Source organism: Bifidobacterium sp. SKU, from assembly GCF_026016405.1.
Taxonomy (GTDB): domain Bacteria; phylum Actinomycetota; class Actinomycetes; order Actinomycetales; family Bifidobacteriaceae; genus Bifidobacterium; species Bifidobacterium bifidum.
In genome coordinates this window covers 372,578-391,542 of sequence record NZ_CP092890.1, presented here as the reverse complement: position 1 = coordinate 391,542, position 18,965 = coordinate 372,578, and the positions used below count along the sequence as shown (strand labels likewise).

At 63.1% G+C, this 18,965-nt stretch carries 15 protein-coding genes and 5 tRNA genes; 5 read left to right on the top strand and 15 right to left on the bottom strand.

The genetic code is table 11. The features are described 5' to 3' along the window. Nucleotides 1-108: 108 nt before the first annotated feature. From MMB49_RS01735 to MMB49_RS01695, 9 genes are all read right to left on the bottom strand, one after another. Nucleotides 109-297 carry a hypothetical protein gene (locus tag MMB49_RS01735; protein WP_265067859.1) on the bottom strand — a complete coding sequence of 63 codons (189 nt, stop codon included), beginning with the start codon at nt 295-297 and terminating at the stop codon, nt 109-111. Between the two features lie 330 nt (nt 298-627). Further along, entirely contained in the window at nt 628-1,854 is a 1,227-nt protein-coding gene (locus MMB49_RS01730; RefSeq protein ID WP_047271514.1) for a helix-turn-helix transcriptional regulator, read from the bottom strand. Between the two features lie 550 nt (nt 1,855-2,404). Continuing rightward, the gene (locus MMB49_RS01725) at nt 2,405-3,262 is read right to left on the bottom strand and encodes a methyltransferase domain-containing protein (RefSeq protein WP_229940949.1); all 858 of its coding nucleotides are present in this window, start codon (nt 3,260-3,262) and stop codon (nt 2,405-2,407) included. Beyond that, nucleotides 3,221-3,293 (bottom strand) — tRNA-Ala (locus MMB49_RS01720). The genes MMB49_RS01725 and MMB49_RS01720 overlap by 42 nt, the downstream gene beginning before the upstream one ends. A 24-nt stretch (nt 3,294-3,317) precedes the next feature. Beyond that, nucleotides 3,318-3,390 (bottom strand) — tRNA-Val (locus MMB49_RS01715). A gap of 30 nt (nt 3,391-3,420) precedes the next feature. Continuing rightward, nucleotides 3,421-3,492, bottom strand: a tRNA-Val gene (locus tag MMB49_RS01710). Between the two features lie 48 nt (nt 3,493-3,540). Then, nucleotides 3,541-3,613 (bottom strand) — tRNA-Gly (locus MMB49_RS01705). Nucleotides 3,614-3,708: 95 nt separating this feature from the next. Further along, complete coding sequence (locus MMB49_RS01700; protein WP_047271510.1) at nt 3,709-3,939, bottom strand: hypothetical protein; 231 nt, start codon at nt 3,937-3,939, stop codon at nt 3,709-3,711. Continuing rightward, the gene (locus tag MMB49_RS01695) at nt 3,936-4,085 is read right to left on the bottom strand and encodes a DUF2510 domain-containing protein (RefSeq protein WP_047271508.1); all 150 of its coding nucleotides are present in this window, start codon (nt 4,083-4,085) and stop codon (nt 3,936-3,938) included. Before MMB49_RS01695 ends, MMB49_RS01700 begins: the two co-directional genes overlap by 4 nt. 293 nt (nt 4,086-4,378) lie before the next feature. Between MMB49_RS01695 and MMB49_RS01690 the strand changes: the two genes are divergently transcribed. Both MMB49_RS01690 and MMB49_RS01685 read left to right on the top strand, forming a co-directional pair. Beyond that, nucleotides 4,379-6,211 (top strand): AMP-dependent synthetase/ligase, encoded by a 1,833-nt coding sequence (locus MMB49_RS01690; protein WP_033510125.1) that lies wholly within the window; start codon nt 4,379-4,381, stop codon nt 6,209-6,211. Between the two features lie 260 nt (nt 6,212-6,471). Next, nucleotides 6,472-6,678 carry a hypothetical protein gene (locus MMB49_RS01685; RefSeq protein ID WP_047271505.1) on the top strand — a complete coding sequence of 69 codons (207 nt, stop codon included), beginning with the start codon at nt 6,472-6,474 and terminating at the stop codon, nt 6,676-6,678. 1 nt (nt 6,679) lies between these two features. On the opposite strand, the gene MMB49_RS01680 is transcribed toward MMB49_RS01685, so the two are convergent. From MMB49_RS01680 to MMB49_RS01665, 4 genes are all read right to left on the bottom strand, one after another. After that, nucleotides 6,680-6,760, bottom strand: a tRNA-Trp gene (locus tag MMB49_RS01680). A gap of 794 nt (nt 6,761-7,554) precedes the next feature. Further along, nucleotides 7,555-8,562, bottom strand: coding sequence for a hypothetical protein (locus MMB49_RS01675; protein ID WP_047297663.1), 1,008 nt, complete (start codon nt 8,560-8,562; stop codon nt 7,555-7,557). A gap of 171 nt (nt 8,563-8,733) precedes the next feature. Further along, a complete protein-coding gene (locus MMB49_RS01670; protein ID WP_229940918.1) occupies nt 8,734-9,780 on the bottom strand; it encodes a hypothetical protein in 1,047 nt (348 codons plus the stop codon). Nucleotides 9,781-10,083: 303 nt separating this feature from the next. After that, complete coding sequence (locus MMB49_RS01665) at nt 10,084-11,274, bottom strand: pyridoxal phosphate-dependent aminotransferase (protein ID WP_047271503.1); 1,191 nt, start codon at nt 11,272-11,274, stop codon at nt 10,084-10,086. Between the two features lie 298 nt (nt 11,275-11,572). On the opposite strand from MMB49_RS01665, the gene MMB49_RS01660 reads away from it, so the two are divergent. The 3 genes from MMB49_RS01660 to MMB49_RS01650 all read left to right on the top strand — a co-directional run bounded on the left by MMB49_RS01660 (nt 11,573) and on the right by MMB49_RS01650 (nt 14,292). Then, nucleotides 11,573-12,643, top strand: a complete 1,071-nt coding sequence (locus MMB49_RS01660) for a DUF2974 domain-containing protein (protein WP_229940917.1) — start codon at nt 11,573-11,575, stop codon at nt 12,641-12,643. Nucleotides 12,644-12,805: 162 nt separating this feature from the next. Continuing rightward, nucleotides 12,806-13,456 (top strand): TetR/AcrR family transcriptional regulator, encoded by a 651-nt coding sequence (locus tag MMB49_RS01655; RefSeq protein WP_014759833.1) that lies wholly within the window; start codon nt 12,806-12,808, stop codon nt 13,454-13,456. 62 nt (nt 13,457-13,518) lie between these two features. Further along, nucleotides 13,519-14,292: a mechanosensitive ion channel family protein gene (locus MMB49_RS01650; RefSeq protein WP_047271500.1), complete on the top strand. Its 774-nt coding sequence runs from the start codon at nt 13,519-13,521 to the stop codon at nt 14,290-14,292. A 294-nt stretch (nt 14,293-14,586) separates the two neighbouring features. Here the strand turns inward: MMB49_RS01650 and clpB are convergent, their stop codons facing one another. Together clpB and MMB49_RS01640 are read right to left on the bottom strand one after the other, a co-directional pair. After that, nucleotides 14,587-17,250: an ATP-dependent chaperone ClpB gene (gene clpB / locus MMB49_RS01645; RefSeq protein WP_047271498.1), complete on the bottom strand. Its 2,664-nt coding sequence runs from the start codon at nt 17,248-17,250 to the stop codon at nt 14,587-14,589. A gap of 830 nt (nt 17,251-18,080) precedes the next feature. Next, on the bottom strand, nt 18,081-18,896 hold the full coding sequence (locus MMB49_RS01640; RefSeq protein ID WP_003817755.1) for a fumarylacetoacetate hydrolase family protein: 816 nt from the start codon (nt 18,894-18,896) through the stop codon (nt 18,081-18,083). Nucleotides 18,897-18,965 lie beyond the last annotated feature (69 nt).

Here is an 18,965-nt window from a genome sequence, read left to right as displayed (position 1 = left end):
TGCTGGTGTTGGCGCTCATCTTCCTGCTCCTGCAGAAGGATCCGACGCGAGACTAGAGACGTCTGCTAAGAGCAGGCCGCATGCGACCCGATGAAGGCGCGTACGGTATCATGTACTCGTCCATGCGCACCAACAGCGCGAGATGACCGCCGTCACCATGTCGGCGTGCGACGCAGCATCGATCAGCAAATCGGCCATATGCCGCTGATACGGCTTGCTCAGCAACTGCTTGAGGACATCGCACAGGCCCTGCATCAGCCGCCGTTCGCTAGACGACAGGTCTTGCATCTTGCGCATCACGGCCCACGCCATCAGACGCCGGTGCAGCGGCATCGGTATCAGGCGAAGCGTCCGCTTCCACTTGCGATGGCACGCGCCAGTTCGGCGTTCGTCGCGAACCGCTCCTGATAATCGAAGGTGATGACCGAGCAGTCCTCGGCGAACCGTTCAAAATGCAGGTAGAACAGGACAGCCCGATTCCGCCCGGCAGGAGCACAATCGTTGCGCGGGCGGAGGGATTGCGATGATACCGGTATGCGAAGGGTTCGCCATCCGGCAATCGCATGGTTTGCAACGGATACCGCTCACGAAACGCGGCGAGATCATCCATCGGCCGTCCTTTCCTTGCTATTTCGTCCGCCCGGGCTGCCCGGCGCCTTGTCCGTCGTCGTTGCGCCTGCGATAATCCTTGACCAGCTGGATGATGAGGCTCGCTATGCCGCACAGCACGCCGCCGATCGGCCACGGCAGCCAGAACGGGCCCACGAAGCTCCAGTCGTTATGCAGTAGGCACAGGGCGGTTATCGTGGCCAGCGACATGATGATGCCGCATACCGTACCGGTCAGATTGTCGTAGAAATCATGCCCGGCTGCACGCTCTTTCTTGCCATCGGTATCGGCCTTCTTGTTGTAGCCGTCGATGTCGAGCATGCCGTGCCGTATTCCGCAGTAAACGAAACTGAAGACGGCGACCGAGTACAGCATCAGCATGATCGCGTTCGGCCATCCATCGCTGATGCCCAACACGTCATCGGCGTACACAGTCACCGCTATGCCGATCAGGATTGCCGCTATACCGCCCACGATGCCGACCACCAGCAGACGCGTCTCGCGGCTGCGATCCTCATCGGTGTAGAAATCCTCGATATACGGATGGCGGCGTTTGAACTCGGCGTGCGACATGCCGCCCGGGACCAGCATCGCCAGCCCGGCGATCACACCTATGCAGATGCACAGGAACGTGAGGAAGTCATTGAGCCGCGTCACGCCGAGGATGGAGTTGCTTGAATCAAACAGATTGCAGATACCGACCGCCGCGATGATCGCCGCAACGCCGCCGGAGATGAGCAGCGCGAACCGGCGGCGATGCTCGTCGTAGCCGGTCAGGTCCTGCGGCAGGGTGGCCGTATTGGCGTGCACGGCGGGGCGGGGCGAACCGGTTCCGTACGGTGTCTCGCCGGTCGGCACGCCCGTGAGGCTTGGCTCGATGGCACCGGCCGCACCGAGATGCGCGGGCTCGTCGGCGTCGCCTATACTTCCCTTCGCGTTCCCCGCATGTGCAGGGCTCCCGGCATCTTCACCGGTCATGCCTCCGACAGTCGTGCCGCGGCCGGTTGCCGATGCGCCGTGCGAGTCCGGCCGGCTGGCGCTCACGCTCACGTCGCCGAGCACGAGGTCGTCAAGCGTGCAGCCGAACAGATCGCAGATCATGAGCAGCTTGTCCATTTCGGGGTAGGCCTTCTCGGATTCCCATTTCGAAATGGCCTGCCGCGAGACGCCGAGCAGCATGGCCAGTCGCTCCTGGGTCATGTTGCGTTGGGCGCGCAGGTATTGCAGGTTGGTGCGGAAGCTCATCGTCAAATCCCTTCTCAAGTGATTCCATCATGTCATGTTCGGCCGATGACCCCACTATGGCACGCCGTCCACGCCATCCGCCACCATCTTACGGTTGCAATCGCCGACCATGCCCCGCAACCGTGCGCAACCACAGGTTGCATCGGCGGAATCCCGCCGTTTTGATGTCCTATATCACAATCCTCACGAAGTCGATTTTCCCCGCCTCAACCGCCGCCATGCCGTATCGAGGTCGAGCGAGCGGCCCGGCAGCTTGGCCAGGTGTCCAATCCGTCCCCATATCTGCGCGGGATTAAGCGCACGTGGAAATGCATCACCGACTGCGCCCCATGATGACCCTTCCCGGTGGCAAGATATGCAACGAATCGCCCTCAATGATACAGGCGCGAGTATGGTACCGGGCCAATCGGGCATCAAGCGAAAGCAAGTCTCGGGATTCCGGGAATCCGCATCATGCGCACTTGTGCGGGAATATGAGTCATCCTCGCACAAACATCATCGAGAACGATCACCGCACTATGCGTCGTACGAATCATCATCACGCACCGAATCATCGTCGTCGGGCATGACCGCGACGGTCCTGACCTCGGTTTTCAGCAGGTACTTCTCGGCGAAGTCCAATGTGGTGGACACCATCACAACCCCCTTCTTGACGCGCGAACCATTGATATGGCACCGGCGAAGCCCCTTGCCGCCGGCACCCACCATCGAAGCACGTCGCAGGGCGCGACACAAGACCGCGGACATATGAAAAATCTATGGCTCGCTCAACCGACGCTCTCAAAACTCGCAGATACAGGCCGTCATCGGGCAGCTGGGCCAGATACGGGCGCAGACCGGTACCGCGATACCAGTCGAGGATCGCCTCATACCCAGGCAGCGCATGGTAGTAGTTCGTCTCCCACACGTCGACGTGCGCGGAGAGCGGGGCGAGCAGATCATAGTATGCGCTTACGTCGAAATTGTCGCCGCCGAGATTGTAGTAGCGGCGTATCTCGCTGATCCACTGCCGCCATTTCGGCTCGCACGCGGTCTCGCGCATGATGATGTGCGGCGGCAGGTTGATGTTCTCGGTGAATTGCGCCGACGCGACGCCGCCGGCGTTAAGCCGTCGCAGCATGGAGGGCAGCACCCGTTCATGATTCGGCACCCATTGCAGGCAGGCGTTGGAGAAGACTACATCGAAATCGGTGTCGAGCTCGTCGAGCGACCCGGCGTCCAGCACATCGAAATCGCAGTCGGGGCAGAGCTTGCGCGCCGAGGCGATCATGTCCGGGGAGCTGTCGATGCCGAGGATCCTCGCCTGCGGGTATAGGCTCGAAAAAACAAGAAACGCCCCTCCCGGAAGGAGGGACGTTCTGTTCTGTGGAGCTAAGGGGATTCGAACCCCTGACCCTCTCCATGCCATGGAGATGCGCTACCAGCTGCGCCATAGCCCCGAAAACCGACCACCGTAGCGGCCGTGGGTGATGTAGGAATCGAACCTACGACCCCTTCCGTGTGAAGGAAGTGCGCTAGCCGCTGCGCCAATCACCCAGTGCACACCGAAGTGAACTTCGGCATCCGTGGGCGATACAAGATTCGAACTTGTGACCCCTTCCGTGTCAGGGAAGTGCGCTACCTCTGCGCCAACCGCCCGGGTCTGCGTGCCGACCGGCCGAATCGCTTCAGCCAGCCGAATCTGCGAGCGGACAACGGGACTCGGACCCGCGGTCTCAACCTTGGCAAGGTTGCGCTTTACCAACTAAGCTATGTCCGCAATGTCACCTTGACAGGCAACAGGGGAATACATTACCCGACCGCCTGTACAAACGGGACAAAAATCGCGACACGCCTGAAATTCCGCGGAATCGGTCACCGCTCTTTGTTGCTGATGAGCAGCCCCCCTCCAATGGTATTCACGAACAGCAGGTTGCACACACCGAACGCCACGGTGTTGGCCCGTGTGCCCTTGTAGATGCCCCAACTCATCACCGTCATCGGGATCATCCATGCCAGCGGGAGCAACGTCCATCCCAACGCGACCATCGAGATGATGTTGAGGATGAATGCAGCGAGACGCAGGTTGCGGTCGCCATTCGTCATCGGGTACGCGCCCGGCGAATACGGTTGCCGTCCGGCGTCACCTGCTGCGCCGGCGCGAAATCACCGGCCCATTCCTCGCCATCCCACCAACGCATCAGCGAGGGATCGCCCGATGGGTCCGGATACCAGCCCGGCGGCATGTTCATGATTGCTCCCGTCCGGCTCGGGCCGCTTCGCTCCGGCTCATGCCGCTCGCCTGCATCTCGCCCGCACCTCGCCTATTCCGCCCGTCACCTTCATCGGCCACGAATCACCGCGCCGCGCCACCGAAGGCGCGATACTGGCAAACCTGCCCCCATCGTACAGCCCCGGCCACGCGCGACGCACATAATGCGACATCATCGCGCCGCATGCTCGGTGTCCCTCCCCGACCCCTCCGCCCCCCCGAATGCCGCCTGTCGCGCGGTTTTTGTACCACGCTGAGAGTATTCAAGAGAGTATGACAGTAAATTCCTCGACCATGGTCAAAGAGTTCACCAATCCGCTGAAGGAACCGATCGACGACGATATCAACCTGTTTGATTTCCTTGACCGCCGCGCCCAGCGCGACCCGGACGGCTCGACCGTCGAATACAAGGCGGATGGCGGCTGGAAGTCGTTCTCCGCGACGCAGTTCCGCGACCTGGTGATCGCCCTGGGCAAGGGTCTGATCGGCTTGGGTGTGAAGAAGGGCGACGCCGTGTCAATCGTGTCGCGTACGCGCTGGGAATGGACCGCGCTCGACATGGCCATCATGGCGGTCGGGGCGCTCACCGTCCCGGTTTACGAGACGAATTCCGACGCTCAGGTAAGCTGGATCTTCAACGATTCGCAGGCCACGATCGCGTTCGCCGAGGACGACGGGCAGCGCGACAAGATCGAATCCATCCACGATGAGGTGCAGTCGCTGCGCAAGGTGTTCGTGATCGAGGCCGGCGCGCTCGAAGCCTTGCAGGCATATGGCAAGGAAGTGAGCGACGAGGAGTTCTGGGCGCGCAAGAACGACGCCCACGGCGACGACCTCGCGACGATCGTCTACACGTCCGGCTCCACCGGCACCCCCAAGGGCGTGGAGCTGTCGCACCGCAATCTGGCGTTCCTGTGCCTGTCGGCCATGCAGTACATGCCCCGCGCCTGCGCGTGGCCCGACCGCCGTCTGCTGCTGTTCCTGCCGCTGAGCCACGTGTTCGCGCGGTTCATGGAGCTGCTGAGCTTCTGCGGCACGCTGACGTTGGGACTGAGTTCCGACATGAAGACGATCGTCAAGGATTTCGAGTCGTTCGGCCCGACACTGCTGCTGGCGGTGCCTCGCGTGTTCGAGAAGGTGTATAACGCAGCGTCGCAGCGCGCCGGCAAGGGCATCGCCGGCAAGATGTTCCTGCGTGCGGCGGACGTGGCGCGGGATTGGTCGAAGGCCGAGCAGGCCGGCGAGAAACTGCCGTGGCGGGGGCGCCTCGCCCACGGGTTCTACGAGTTGGTGGTGTACAAGAAGATCCGCACGATTTTCGGCCCGAACGCCGACTTCGCCATCACCGGCGGCGCCCCGATGGACGCCAACCTTTCGCACTTCTTCAACGGCATCGGCATGCCGCTGCTTGAGGGTTACGGCATGACGGAGACCTGCGGGCCGGTGTGCGTGAGCCTGCCGGAGAACAATCGGATCGGCACGATCGGCATGCCGATGAGCGGCGTCACCGCGGGTATCGCGGACGACGGCGAACTGTGCGTACGCGGCCATCTGGTCTGCCGCGGATACCACAACCATCCCGATGTGACCGCCGAGCAGATCGTCGACGGCTGGCTGCACACCGGCGATCTGGGCGACATCGACGAGGACGGCTTCATTTCGATCACCGGCCGCAAGAAGGATCTGATCATCACCGCCGGCGGCAAAAACGTCTCCCCCGGCCTGTTGGAGGCCGCCGTGATGACATCGCCGGTTGTGAACCAGTGCCTGGTCATCGGCGACCGGAAGCCGTTCGTGGCCGCGCTGGTCACGTTGGATCTCGCCGATGCGAACGCGTGGCTGAAATCGCAGGGCGCTCAGGAGGAGTCCGATCTGGCGTCGCTGGCCCGCAATCCGATCGTGCACACCGAAGTCGAGCGTGCGGTGAATCAGGCCAATGAGGGCGTGTCTCGCGCCGAGTCGATCCGCAAGTTCGAGATTCTGCCCGACGAGTTCACACAAGACAACGGCATGCTGACGGCCAGCCTGAAGACCCGCCGCGCGCAGATCGTCGCGCACTACCGAGAACTGATCGACACTGTGATCTACGTGCCGAAGAAGAAGTAGGCTCACCCGGCCTGCAGTCGCCACGTTGTTTCCTGTTTGCTTGTTCCAGTGTTCGCGCATGCGGTTGCTGTTGGCCGCTCCCGCTTTGCGGTTGCAGCTCGCGTGTTCGGGTCCGTTGTATCCGTCGCGCCGGTCGTTATGTCCGAGGTCCCATGCTTGGCCGCGGGTGACGGGCAGGTGGCAGTGGGTGTATGAGCATCTGCGTAGTGCCATTTGTTGTTTGCCTAGTCCTGCGGTCGTTAAGATTCACTGCGTGTCGCGTGTTCTCGGACTGCATATCTCTCGGCGTCAAGCAGGTCGCCGAACGCCTCGGCATAACCAGCGGCGGCCTGCTCAACCTCAAGCTCCCCGAACCCGACGCCATGATAGGCCGCACGCGCGGCTGGCTCCCGGAGACGATAGACGGATGGAACACGAAGCGTCCCGGTCGGGGCGTCGGCGGAGGCAGACCCCGAAAAAACAAGTGACTGGCATACGCGGTTGGCTGCGAACCAACGACCTGCGGTTTTGGAGACCGCCGCTCTACGTCTGGTGCGCACCAAGCGGTATATGCGGCGTTCGGCGCGCCGCGTCAATCAGCCGACGGCACGCCTGCCGCGGCAACCGAAATCGTCTGTGCATCAACACTAACAACCGTTCGCGCGGTTCGCTAGAGGTCGTGAGGATTTTACGCCTTTCGCGCTCTTCCCGGGCATGCCGGCCGCGCTTGGGCCGTGCAGCCGGCTTGGAATCCAGTCGGCACAGGGTATCCGCAGGGGAAGCTGCGATGCGTTTGCGCCGGCTGCTTTCACGCATCGGCATGACTCATTTCGCTCGCGACGCGCCGGCCGGGTACGGCGCGGATGCCGAATTACCGGCATCGCCGCGGCATCCGCAGGCGCGTTGACGCTGGCCACGTCGGCGTTCATGTTCCGATTTGTCCTTGACACGCAGGCGCCGCTTTCGATGATGAAACTGGTCAGGGCCGGTAAGGTTCCCGGCGCCAAGCTGGAGGGCGTGCGCCGTGATGCAGCCGAGGAGGCAAGGGCCGCATTGGTCGACGGTCGACCGATTCGTCAGCGATGCGCTGGCCGGATGAGCCGTAAAGCCCGACTGGCTGGGCCATTTACGGGCTGTGGAGGGCGAACAGAACGCGAAATTACGGGGTGAAATAGCCGAAATCCGCAATTCCCCGTGTGAAATCGCCGTTTTTCGAGCTCAAAACGGCGATTTCGCACGGGGAATTGCCCAGAACGGCTATTTCAACCCGTAATTTGACGAGGATGATGGGGGCAGATAGGGGGGGGGGCAGCGATTGCGGTTGGACGCTTTCACTTCGCGCTGAGCCTTGCCCGGCTCATGGCTTACATTGTGGTCACATCACTGCCGTCGGAGCTGTACGAGGAACCGGAACCGCTGGAGCTGCTGCCGGAGCCACTGGAACCACTGCCGAGCTGGCTGTCCGACTTCCCTGAGCCGCCATACTGCTGAGACTGTCCATTGCCGAATTGGCCTCCGCTGGGCGGCTGTCCCATGCCTCCGGGCATCTGCATCTGCTGGCTGCTGCCTGTGCCATCTTCGTCGTCGGTCAGCGCGTTCACCGCGAGCGCTCCACCGACGCCGCCCACGAGGCCGCAGACCAGAGACACCACGGCGAGCAATGCCCACGTCTTACCGCTCAACGCGTGTTCGCCGCCCTTCGAGCCTTTCGGTGTCGGGACCTGACCGCCCATTGCTCCAGGCACCGGCCCCCGGCCGTTCCAATCCGCATACAACGGCATCTGGCCGCCCTGCGCGTTCGCATCTGGTGTATTCGTGCCCTGCATATTCGCGTCCTGCGCGTTCATGTTCTGGCCACTCACCGCTTGCATATTCTCCGGCTGCGGATTCATTGCCTGCGTCGGCGCATTCTGCGCGTACCACGCCGCACGCGATCCCTCGCCGTAGCTCCCCGGCATCGGACCGTTCGGCGCATAGCCGGAACTGCCCGGAGCTGCCGCGAGCCTATACCCAGCCGAGCCGTATCCTGCGGTTCCGCATCCAGCAGCCCCGGTCCCGGCAGCCCATTCGGCGTCTCCCAGACCAGCCGCACGATTCCCCGCATACTCGTCTGTACCGCCGTTGTCTGCCGCAGCCCGGCCACCATCGGCCCGACCAGCCGCGGAACCGGGCTCCACGCCCCAGCCGCCCGCCGAACCGTTAGTCACCGAACCATCAGCCACAGCGGCGTCATTCACAGCCGCTTGACGCTGCTCCGAACCGGTGACGTTCGCCGCCGCCTCGATAGCGACGCCCTCGATGGCACCATCCGCGCCGTTGCCGCTCTCGCCGCCATTCGCATTGTTGACATTGTTGCTGTTGTTGCTGGTCATGATGACTCCTTTGAAAACTGACTGATGAAGTGATTGCTGATGTTGATGTCTGGCACGCCGCCATGGTTATGCCATCGTCCACGCTGTCGATGTGCCGAACCGGCTGTCGAACTCGCTGCGGTCGATGGTGTCGCTCGACAGCTCCGTGTCGCTCCCGGCCGAGACCGAGGTCTAATACGAGCCGGTCACCGTGACGGTCACGTCGCCGCTGCCGGAGACCACGGTCTTGCCGTTCGCCACGATGGTGACGGTGTTGCCGTCGCCGCCGGAAGCGACGTTGAGCGCGGAAATGGTCGTATCCTTCGTCACCACCCACGTGGACGTGCCGTCGACATTCACAGTGATGGGGGCGTCGCTCGCCGTGCCCGTGCCGGAGCCGGCCGCCGCGTTGTCCGTGAGCGTCGCCGCGTCGGTGTCGAAATCAAGCTCAGTGTTCTGCAGCACCACATCGGCGGTCGTGTTGGTGAAGTAGAACATCGACCCTGATCCGATGGCGGAGCTGAGTGTGGAATCGACCGACTGGAACGTGGCGTGCTCGCCGGTGCTGGCTTCCGCATCGCCCGAGGTGGACTGGTAGATGATGGTGCCATTGGCGATCGGGTCGGATGCGGTTTTGCCGGTGACCGTGCTTTCCAACGTCGAATCCTTGATCAGGATCGTATTGAGGCCTTCCATGCCGGCGATCTGGCTGCCGGATGAGGTTCCGGAGACGTTGTTCACCTGAATGTCGCCGGTGGAATACAGCAGCGGGGAGCCGGAGCCGGCGGTGCTCAGCGTCGCATCGGCGAGAGAGATCGATCCGCCGCCTCGATCGGTGGCGACGATGGCGCTGTGGCCGCCCTGCGTGTCCGCGGTGATCTTGTTCGCCGATATCGTGCCGCCGTAGGTCGCGTCCAGCCCGCGTGAATTGTCGGCCATGGTCTCAATCGATGTGTCGTTGACGAGCGCCGTTCCGGAATCGGTGGCGAAGACGCCGTTCGACCCGGAGCTGGAGGCGGTGATGTCGGTACCGTCGATGACGGCGGTGGAGTCTTCGCCGACGGTGAGCGACACCGAGTAGCTGCCGGAATAGTCGTATTGCATGGTGTTGGCGCCGCCACCGAAGTTGCCGCTCGGCGGCTGCATGGTTGAGGCGGGGCCAGCGGAACCGGCCGAGAGGTGCCGAATCAGCACCATGCCGCCGGGGCTCGCGCACAGGCCACCCGTGAGGGCGACCATCCGCCTCGTCGCGATTACCGGCGGTCGACGCCGCCGCGAGCCGCCGGGGCTCGCATGGGGTTGCATGTCATGGGGTTTCATGGTCGTCGTCCTTTCCTTGGATTGACTCCATTGAACGACGGCTTTCCTAGCGGCCCCTGCGCCTGACGTTGAACCGTCCTGCAACCTTGCGGAACGGTTTCCGAATGTTTTCTGATGCTTTCTGGATGCTCTTAGACGGAACGCGCCCTCAAAACTCGCAGATACAGCCCCAGAATCGACATTTTGGGGCTGTATCTGCGAGTTTTGAGAGCGCGGTTTCGCCTACAATCCGTATTCCTCGCGCACGAAGCGCTCCAGCACCGGAATCGACCGCTTCACCTTGTCGGTGTCGATGCAGTAGGCCATGCGGAAGTACCCGGACACGCCGAAGCTGTCGGACGGCACCAGGATCAGGTCGTATTCCTTGGCCTTCATGCAGAAGGCGTTCGCGTCGGCTTCCAGCGCCTTCGGGAAGATGTAGAACGTTCCACCCGGGCGCACCACGTCGAAGCCGATCGAGGTCAGCGCATCGTACAGCAGGTTCATGTTCGTCTCGTACACGCTCAGGTCGCTGGTCTCGTCGATGATCTTCGCCACGGCGAGCTGCATGCTGGAGCTCGGGCAGTTGTGGCCGGTGCCGCGCGAGATCTGCCCGCACATCGGCACGATGAGTTCGGCGTCGGTCGCCTGCGGGTTGACTGCCACGTAGCCGATGCGCTCGCCCGGCAGGCTCAGCGACTTCGACCAGGAGTAGCAGGTCAGCGTGTTGTCGTAGAACTTGGCCGGGTACGGCTGCGTGCCGCCGTCGAACACGATCTCGCGGTAGGGCTCGTCGCTGATCAGGAAGATGTCGTGACCGTATTCGGCCTGCTTCGCCCGCAGGATACCCGCGAGCCGGTCGAGCGTTTCGGCCGAATACACCGCGCCGGAGGGATTGTTCGGCGTGTTGATGAGCACGACCGCCACCTCGGGGTTCAGCGCCGCCTCGAACGCCGCGAAGTTGATCTGGAAGCTCTCGATGTCGGCGGGCACGACGGTCAGCCGCGCGCCCGCGCCTTCGACATACGGATGGTATTCGGGGAAGTATGGCGCGAACGTGAGCACTTCGTCGCCGGGCTTGGTGACGGCCCGCAGCGCGTGGGCGAGCGCACCGGCGGCACCCGTCGTCGGGAAGATGCGGCCGGCCGTGTAATCCATGCCGAAACGCCGGTTGAGGCTTTCGGCGATGGTGCGGCACGCCTCCGGGTTACCCAGCGACGGGCTGTATCCGTGGAGCGCGACCGGATCGGCGGTCTCGTACATGTCGATCATCGCCTTGGTGAAGCTGGACGGGCACGGCACGCTCGGGTTGCCCAGCGAATAGTCGAACACGTTGTCGTATCCGATTTCGGTGCCCCTTGCGGTCGCGTATTCACTCAGGGTTCGAATGACCGATTTGCCGCCGAGCATGGCTTTGTATGTTTCGTTGATCATGGCACAACCTCCCCGTTGGACTCTGGTTTCGTTTTTACCACCGACCACGCACAACAGGGCATGTCGCCGGTTGTTGTTGGGTTCGCGCGGGTTGGGAACCGGGTATATTGACGGGTAACCGGTCACCCGCCCGGCCCTTAGCGGCTCCGGACGACAAGCATAGCCCCGCCGCCGCACGACGCCCAACATCATCGATTATGCACGTTCCGAGACCCGCCCGTTCGGCGTCGACGCACCGTTCAACGCCGTCGACGCGCTGGTGCTGGCGTCGCTTGTCTATCAGGACATGCCGGCATGTGTGCGGACTCTGGCCGATGTCGAGGCACGATCCGGCACATTCCGCAGACGTCTGAGCAGCATCGACGTGCGCCATCCGGTGCGCTCGATTCGCCATTTGGCCGCCCCGGAGTTCGGCGACGCAACGCTGGCTTCGGTGTCGGAGGCGCTGACCCCCGATGATTTTCATGTGGAGAGCGGCCATAACGGCCTCGCCGACCCGCGCCTGACGCAGGAGCTGTACGCCGCCATCGGAGTCAATCCGCGCTTTGCCTGCGTTCGCGTGGACGCATCCGATGAGCATTTCAGCGAGGAACAGCAGATGCAGTTCGCCGCCGTGACCATGCTGCTGCCGGGCGGCACGCTGGCAGTGGCGTTCCGCGGCACGGACGACTCGCTCGTGGGTTGGAAAGAGGATTTCAACATGGCGTTTCGCTACCCGGTGCCCGCACAGCATGCGGCGTGTGAGTATGTGTGCGCCGTGGCGCGCCTGTGGCGCGGCCCGATGGTGCTGCTGGGGCATTCCAAGGGCGGCAATCTGGCCGTGTATGCGGCGATGAACGCGCCCGAGCCGGTGCAGCGGCGTGTCACGGCGGTGTATTCGCTGGACGGGCCGGGGTTCCCGTCGCAGATCGTCGGCAGCGATCCGTATCGGAGCGTCATGCCCCTCATCGTGAAGATCGTACCGGACTCCTCGATTGTCGGCATGATTCTGGAGACGCCCGAGCCGATGCGGGTTGTACGCTCCGACCAGAAGGGCGTGATGCAGCATCTGACGTTCTCCTGGCAGGTCTCGGGCAATGATTTCGAATATCTGCCGCAGGTGTCGCCGAGTTCCCAGCTGTTCAACCGGTCGTTGAACGGCTGGCTGGAATCGTTGAGCACCGAGGACCGCGAGCGCGCGGTGGACGCCCTGTTCTCCGTGCTGCGGTCGAGCCATGCCGACAGCATTTCCGATCTCATGGCGGCCGGCCTGAAGGCCGTTCCCACGATGATCAACACGTTCGTGGGTCTGTCGGAGGCGGATCGCCGTCATCTGATCGAGGCGATGGGGCTGCTCATGGCCGCGGCCCGGTCCCGTTCCTCGCGGTAGCCGTCTCGTGCCCGAACTCTGTTTCGCCAACCGAGAAAAATGGACAGTTCGCCTATTTTCCGATCATCTGCCTCACGATCCGCCCTACAATAATCCATATCACACATATAGACATAGTGCCCAATAAACGATAGCCGCACGTCACGCAGGAAGGGAACCATCATGCCGCGCCCACGCAAGGATTCCGAGATACTCTCCGCGACCGAACGCCTCGAAAACGCGTTCTGGGAGCTGCTCGCAGACCACGAATACCGCAAGATCACCGTCACCGAAGTCGTACGCGAGGCGCATGTCAACCGCAACTCGTTCTACTACCATTACGCCAGCCTGCCGGAGCTGGCCGATTCGGCGATCATGCACGCCGTGGAGCACTCGACCGTGCAGGCGCCACGCGCCGACCTCAATCCCGACATCGAATGGAGGCGCCAATGCTCCCTGGTGATGAACGACCCAGTTCAGCGGCAGCGGCTCGACCGTCTGGCACTGCTCGCCGGCAGCCATAGCTCGCCCGAGCTCATCGAGTCGCTGAAGGACTTCGGCCGTCTGATGATCATCAACGACCTCCAGCTCGACGCCGACAACCTGGATCTGAAAACCGACCTGATGCTCGACTTCACCGTCGGCGGTATCCTCGCGGTGCTGCGGCGGTGGCCGGAGCTGAGCAAGAGACTCTCGGTCGACGACCTGCTCAACGAGGATGTCGCCGTACTCGCCATGGGAGTGTACCTGTCGATGTCAAAGGAGAACATGCTGGCCTACTGGAGCCGCATTTTCAAAGGCGACATTCCAGGAGATTTCAAAACCGCCCACTAAAGTGGCTTGCAGAGCAGTCGCCGCCGCGGGGTGCGCGACGCGGACGCGACCCTGGAGGCGACATGGATCAGATACTGCAATGGTTCGAGGCGAACGCCGGGAAAATCATCTTCCTGCTGGTGGCGATCGTCGCCGCGCTGTTGATCACCAAGGGACTGGCACGGGTGATGCGCAAGGTGCTGGATCGGACGGACATGCCGAGCGCGTCGATATTCATCAACATCATGCGCGTGCTGGTGTGGATACTGGCCGCGTCCATCGTGCTGCAGCCGGTGTTCGGCATCAGCCCGACAACACTGATGACCGCGCTCGGCGTCGGCGGCATCGCCGTGTCGCTGGGTCTGAAAGACACCGTGGCGAACGTGATCTCGGGCTTCGGTCTGATGCTCGGCAAGGTGATACAGCCGGGCGATCTGGTGTCGGTCGCGGGGGCGACCGGCGTGGTCAAGGACATCACGTGGCGGCAGACGGTGGTGCGCGAGCGCAATGGCAACGAGATGGTCATACCCAATTCCGTGCTCAACACCGCGTCGCTGGAGAAGCTCACGCCGTCCAATGAAGGATGCGTGACGATGACGTTCACCGCGAAGGCCGGCAGCGACCCGGCGCACGTGACGGAGGCAGTGAAGCGCGCGGTGGCCACGGCCACCGCCGAATTCGCGCAACCCGGCAGCGAACCACTCGTCAAGCTCACCGGTTTTTCGCCGTACGGCATCGAGGTGCAGGCGCTGGCGTTCACGCGCGACGGCGTGTTCCTGTCCACCATGCGCGACGCCATGGCCCGCGCGATAGCTGGATGCGAGTTCGTGGAGCAGCGCGCCGCGGTCGGCGAATAGGGGTCGCGGCGCGTTCGGACTTACGCGCGAATCCGGGCACCACAGCGCCTACACACGCACTATGCAGCGTCACGCTGTGCGGGTCACGTCACGCAGAGCGAGCGCACAGAGTGACGCATACTCCAAGAACGTTGAAAAATAAGGCTTCTCACGAACCGTCACGCTGTGCGAGCGCTCGCCGCGTGACGCGACCCGCACAGCGTGACGCACTTATGACGCATTGAGGGGAAACCGGGTATTGAGCCCGGCCTCCCCTCATCGCGACTCGGCCATTATGCGGCCATCACCCGGCCATCACTTGTCTTCGGTGACGTCTTCGACCGTGACGTCGGCATCGGAACCGGCATCCGGATCCTCGGGCATGGTACCGAGTTCCAGATGCTCGCCACCGGTCTGGTCGACGAGCACGGTGTCGCCGTCGTGTACCTTGCCGGCGAGCAGCATGCGCGCCAGCTGGTCGCCGACCTCGGTCTGCACCAGACGGCGCAGCGGACGAGCGCCGTACGCCGGGTCATAGCCGGTGTTGGCGAGCCATTCGCGAGCCGCGTCGGTGACGTCGAGCTTGATGCGGCGATCCGTCAGACGCGAGGCCACCTGAGCGACCTGGATGTTGACGATGCCGCCCAGCTCCTCACGGGTCAGCGGATGGAACATCACGATCTCGTCCAGACGGTTCAGGAACTCCGGCTTGAAGTTCATGTGCACCGCGTCCATCACGGCCTTCTTCTTGGCGTCCGCGTCCATGTCCTGGTTCACCAGGAACTGCGAGCCGAGGTTCGAGGTCATGATCAGGATCGTGTTCTTGAAGTCCACAGTCCGGCCTTGGCCGTCGGTCAGACGCCCGTCGTCCAGCACCTGCAGCAGCACGTCGAAGACTTCGGGGTTAGCTTTCTCGACTTCGTCGAACAGCACCACCGAGTACGGACGACGACGCACGGCCTCGGTCAGCTGGCCGCCTTCCTCATAGCCGATGTAGCCGGGCGCGGCGCCGATCAGACGGCTCACAGACGCCTTCTCCATGTACTCCGACATATCGATGCGGACCATGGCCTTCTCGTCGTCGAACAGGAAGTCGGCGAGCGCCTTGGCGAGCTCGGTCTTGCCCACGCCGGTGGGGCCGAGGAACAGGAACGAGCCGGTCGGACGGTTCGGGTCGCTGATGCCGGCGCGCGAACGACGCACCGCGTCGCTCACCGCCGCGATCGCTTCCTTCTGGCCGATCACGCGCTTGCCGAGGTAGTCCTCCATGCTCAGCAGCTTCTCGTTCTCGCCCTGCATCAGGCGACCGACGGGGATGCCGGTCCACTCGGAGACGATGCCGGCCACCGAATCGGCGTCCACATGGTCGGGCACCATCGGCTCGGGCTTGGTCTCGCCCGTCGCGCCGTCTTCCGCATCGGCCTTCTCGGCCGCGTCCAGCTGCTTCTGAATCGCCGGAATCTCGCCGTACAGGATTTTCGACGCCTCGGCCAGGTTGCCCTCACGGGTGAACTTGTCAGCCTCGACGCGCTTGGCGTCCAGCTGGGCGCGCAGGTCGCCGACCTTGTTGTGGCCGGCCTTCTCCGCATCCCAGCGGGCCTTGAGGCCGCTCAGCTTCTCGCGAGTGTTCGCGAGCTCATTCTGCAGCTTCTCCAAGCGCTCCTTGCTGGCCGGATCCTCGGCCTTCTTGAGCTGCATCTCCTCCATCTCGTAGCGCGTGACCTTGCGCTGCAGCTCGTCGATCTCCTCCGGGGAGGAGTCGAGCTCCATGCGCAGGTGCGCGGCCGCCTCATCGACCAGATCGATGGCCTTGTCGGGCAGCTGACGGCCGGAAATATAGCGGTTCGAGAGCGTCGCGGCGGCGACCAGCGCGTCGTCGCCGATCGTCACCTTGTGGTGCGCCTCGTAACGCTGCTTCAGGCCACGCAGAATCGCGATCGTGTCCTCCACGCTCGGCTCGCCCACGAACACCTGCTGGAAACGACGCTCAAGCGCCGGGTCCTTCTCGATGTTCTCACGGTACTCGTCCAGCGTGGTCGCACCGATCAGGCGAAGCTCGCCGCGCGCCAGCATGGGCTTGAGCATGTTGCCGGCATCCATCGAGCCTTCGGCCGCGCCAGCGCCGACGATCGTATGAATCTCGTCGATGAACGTGATGATCTGGCCGTCGGCGTTCTTGATTTCGTTGAGCACGCTCTTGAGGCGCTCCTCGAACTCGCCACGGTACTTCGAGCCGGCAACCATCGACCCCAAATCGAGGCTGATGAGCTTCTTGTTCTGCAGCGTGGTCGGCACATCGCCGGCCACGATACGCTGGGCGAGGCCCTCCACGACGGCGGTCTTGCCGACGCCGGGCTCGCCGATCAGCACCGGGTTGTTCTTGGTGCGGCGGCTCAGGATCTGGATCACACGGCGGATCTCCTGATCACGCCCGATCACCGGGTCGAGCTTACCCTCCTTGGCGCGGGCGGTCAGATCGGTGGAGTACTTCTCCAACGCCTTGTAGCTGCCCTCAGCGTCCGGGCTGGTGACCTTGGCGCCGCCGCGCACGCCGGGGACGGCCTTGCGCAGCGCCGCGGCCGTCACGCCGTTCGCCTTGAGGATGTCCGCGCTCTGGTTCGGCGCGGATGCGGCGATGCCGATGAGCAGGTGCTCGGTGGAGACGTACTCGTCGCCCATCTGCTGCATCTCCTTCTCGGCCTGTGCCAGCGCCGCCGTCAGCTGGCGGCTCGCCTGCGGCTGCGATGTGGTGGACCCGCTCGCCGCCGGCATCTTGACCAGAGCATTGCGCACCTCGGCGCCAATCGCCTGCGGGTTGCCGCCCGCCGCCTGAATCAGTCCCTGAATCACGCCGTTTTCCTGACGCAGCAGCGCATCCATCACGTGCAGTGTCTCGACCTGCGCGTTGCCCGCGGCAGACGCGCTCTGAATCGCATCACCGATGACTTCCTGGGCCATGGTGGTGAACTTCTGTTCCATATCAACCTCCGTATGTCTCATGCGCTTTGGCGGCCGCGGCCCACGACATCCGAACCGCCCCGCACAGCGCTTTCCGTCTGTGTCTGATACGCACAACCGATTCGGCACCCATTCTATTCCCGAAAGTTGAGCGCACGCGACTCAAGTTTTGCACTGATTTTGAAGCGCCAAAACGCAATGTGGATAACTCGAATCCGTACGACACGCTCTCAAAACTCGCAGATGCGAAACCCGAAACCGCCATTTTCCGCCAAAACAGTTCTCGTATCTGCGAGTTTTGAGAGCGGTCATGTTTGAGATCAACGAAGAACCGCCCCGCAGCGACTGTCACGTTCAAAACCACGCGGCGGACGCGCGCGAAAGACATCATTCTCCGCGTATGGCCCAATACGGACGCCTCGGGCGCAACCATCGAGGTGCATGGGCTCCTATGCACCTCCCCCGAGGCGCTGTTCGCCCAAACGGCCGAAGAGCTGTCCCTCGAAGACCTCATAGAATTCGGCGACTCGCTGGTATGCCGCGACCCCGCACGCAGACGGACCACTCTGGCCGAACTCAGAAAATTCATCCACTCATGCGACTCGTTCCAGGGGCAAAAACAATGCATCAGGGCACTCACCCAGATTCGCGAGAACACCGACTCCCCGGCCGAGACCCACTTGCGTCTGCTGCTCAAACGGTATGGATTCCCCGAGCCAATCATCAACGTCCCGGTCGAGGCGACGGGCAATGCCGCGCACGGTCCCGCAATTTCGGACGACCTGCGACCGACCCAATCCGGCCTCGCTGTCGCTCGGCTCATGCGCTGCGACAGCACACTGTGCTGTCGCCTAGCCGCGCACGACCACGTTGCGGAGGGAACCGATGCCGGCTACGTGGACGATGGGCTCGTCGCCGGGATCAAGGTGACCGGAGGCATTCGGGGTGCCGGTCATGATGACGTCACCGGGCAGCAGGGTCGAGAACGAGGAAATCGCGGCGATCTGCTCGGGGATGCCGTGAATCAGGTTCGCAGTGGTGCCGCTTGCCATCGGCACGTCCTCGCCGTTGAGCGTGAAGGAGATCTTCGCGTCCTTCCAGTCCAGCTCGGTCTGAATCCACGGGCCGAGAGGGCAGGACGTGTCGAAGCCCTTCGCCCGCGTCCACATCGGATCCAGCCCCTGCAGGTCACGCAGCGTCACGTCGTTGACGCACGTGAAGCCCAGCACGTAGTCCATGGCCTTCTCGACCGGCACGTTCTTGGCGATACGCCCCATAATCACCGCCACTTCGGGCTCGAAGTTCATATCGTTCGAATACGACGGGATGACGATCGGATCGTCCGGCCCGATCACCGACGTGGAAGGCTTCGAGAAGATCACCATGTCTTCCGGCGCGTGAGCAATCTCGGAGTGCCCGCTCTCGTGCATGAACTGCGCGTGCGCCTCGTAGTTCTTGGCGAGACCGTACACCTTGGAGGGAATCACCGGCGCGAGCAGCCTCAGCCCATCGGCGTCGAGCGCGTACCGCTCCCCTGTGGGCTTGACGGGCGCGGCTCCGAACGGGTATCCGTCCAGTTCGATCAGGTAGTCCTTGCCGTCGGCCGGGTCCTGCTGGACGAAGGCATAGCGCGGCTTGTCGTTGAGTGAAAAACGTGCGATTCTCATACCCACCAGTGTAAACCAATGCGAGTGCAATCCTTACGAAGAACGCGCATACGAAAGGCGGGGCGGCCA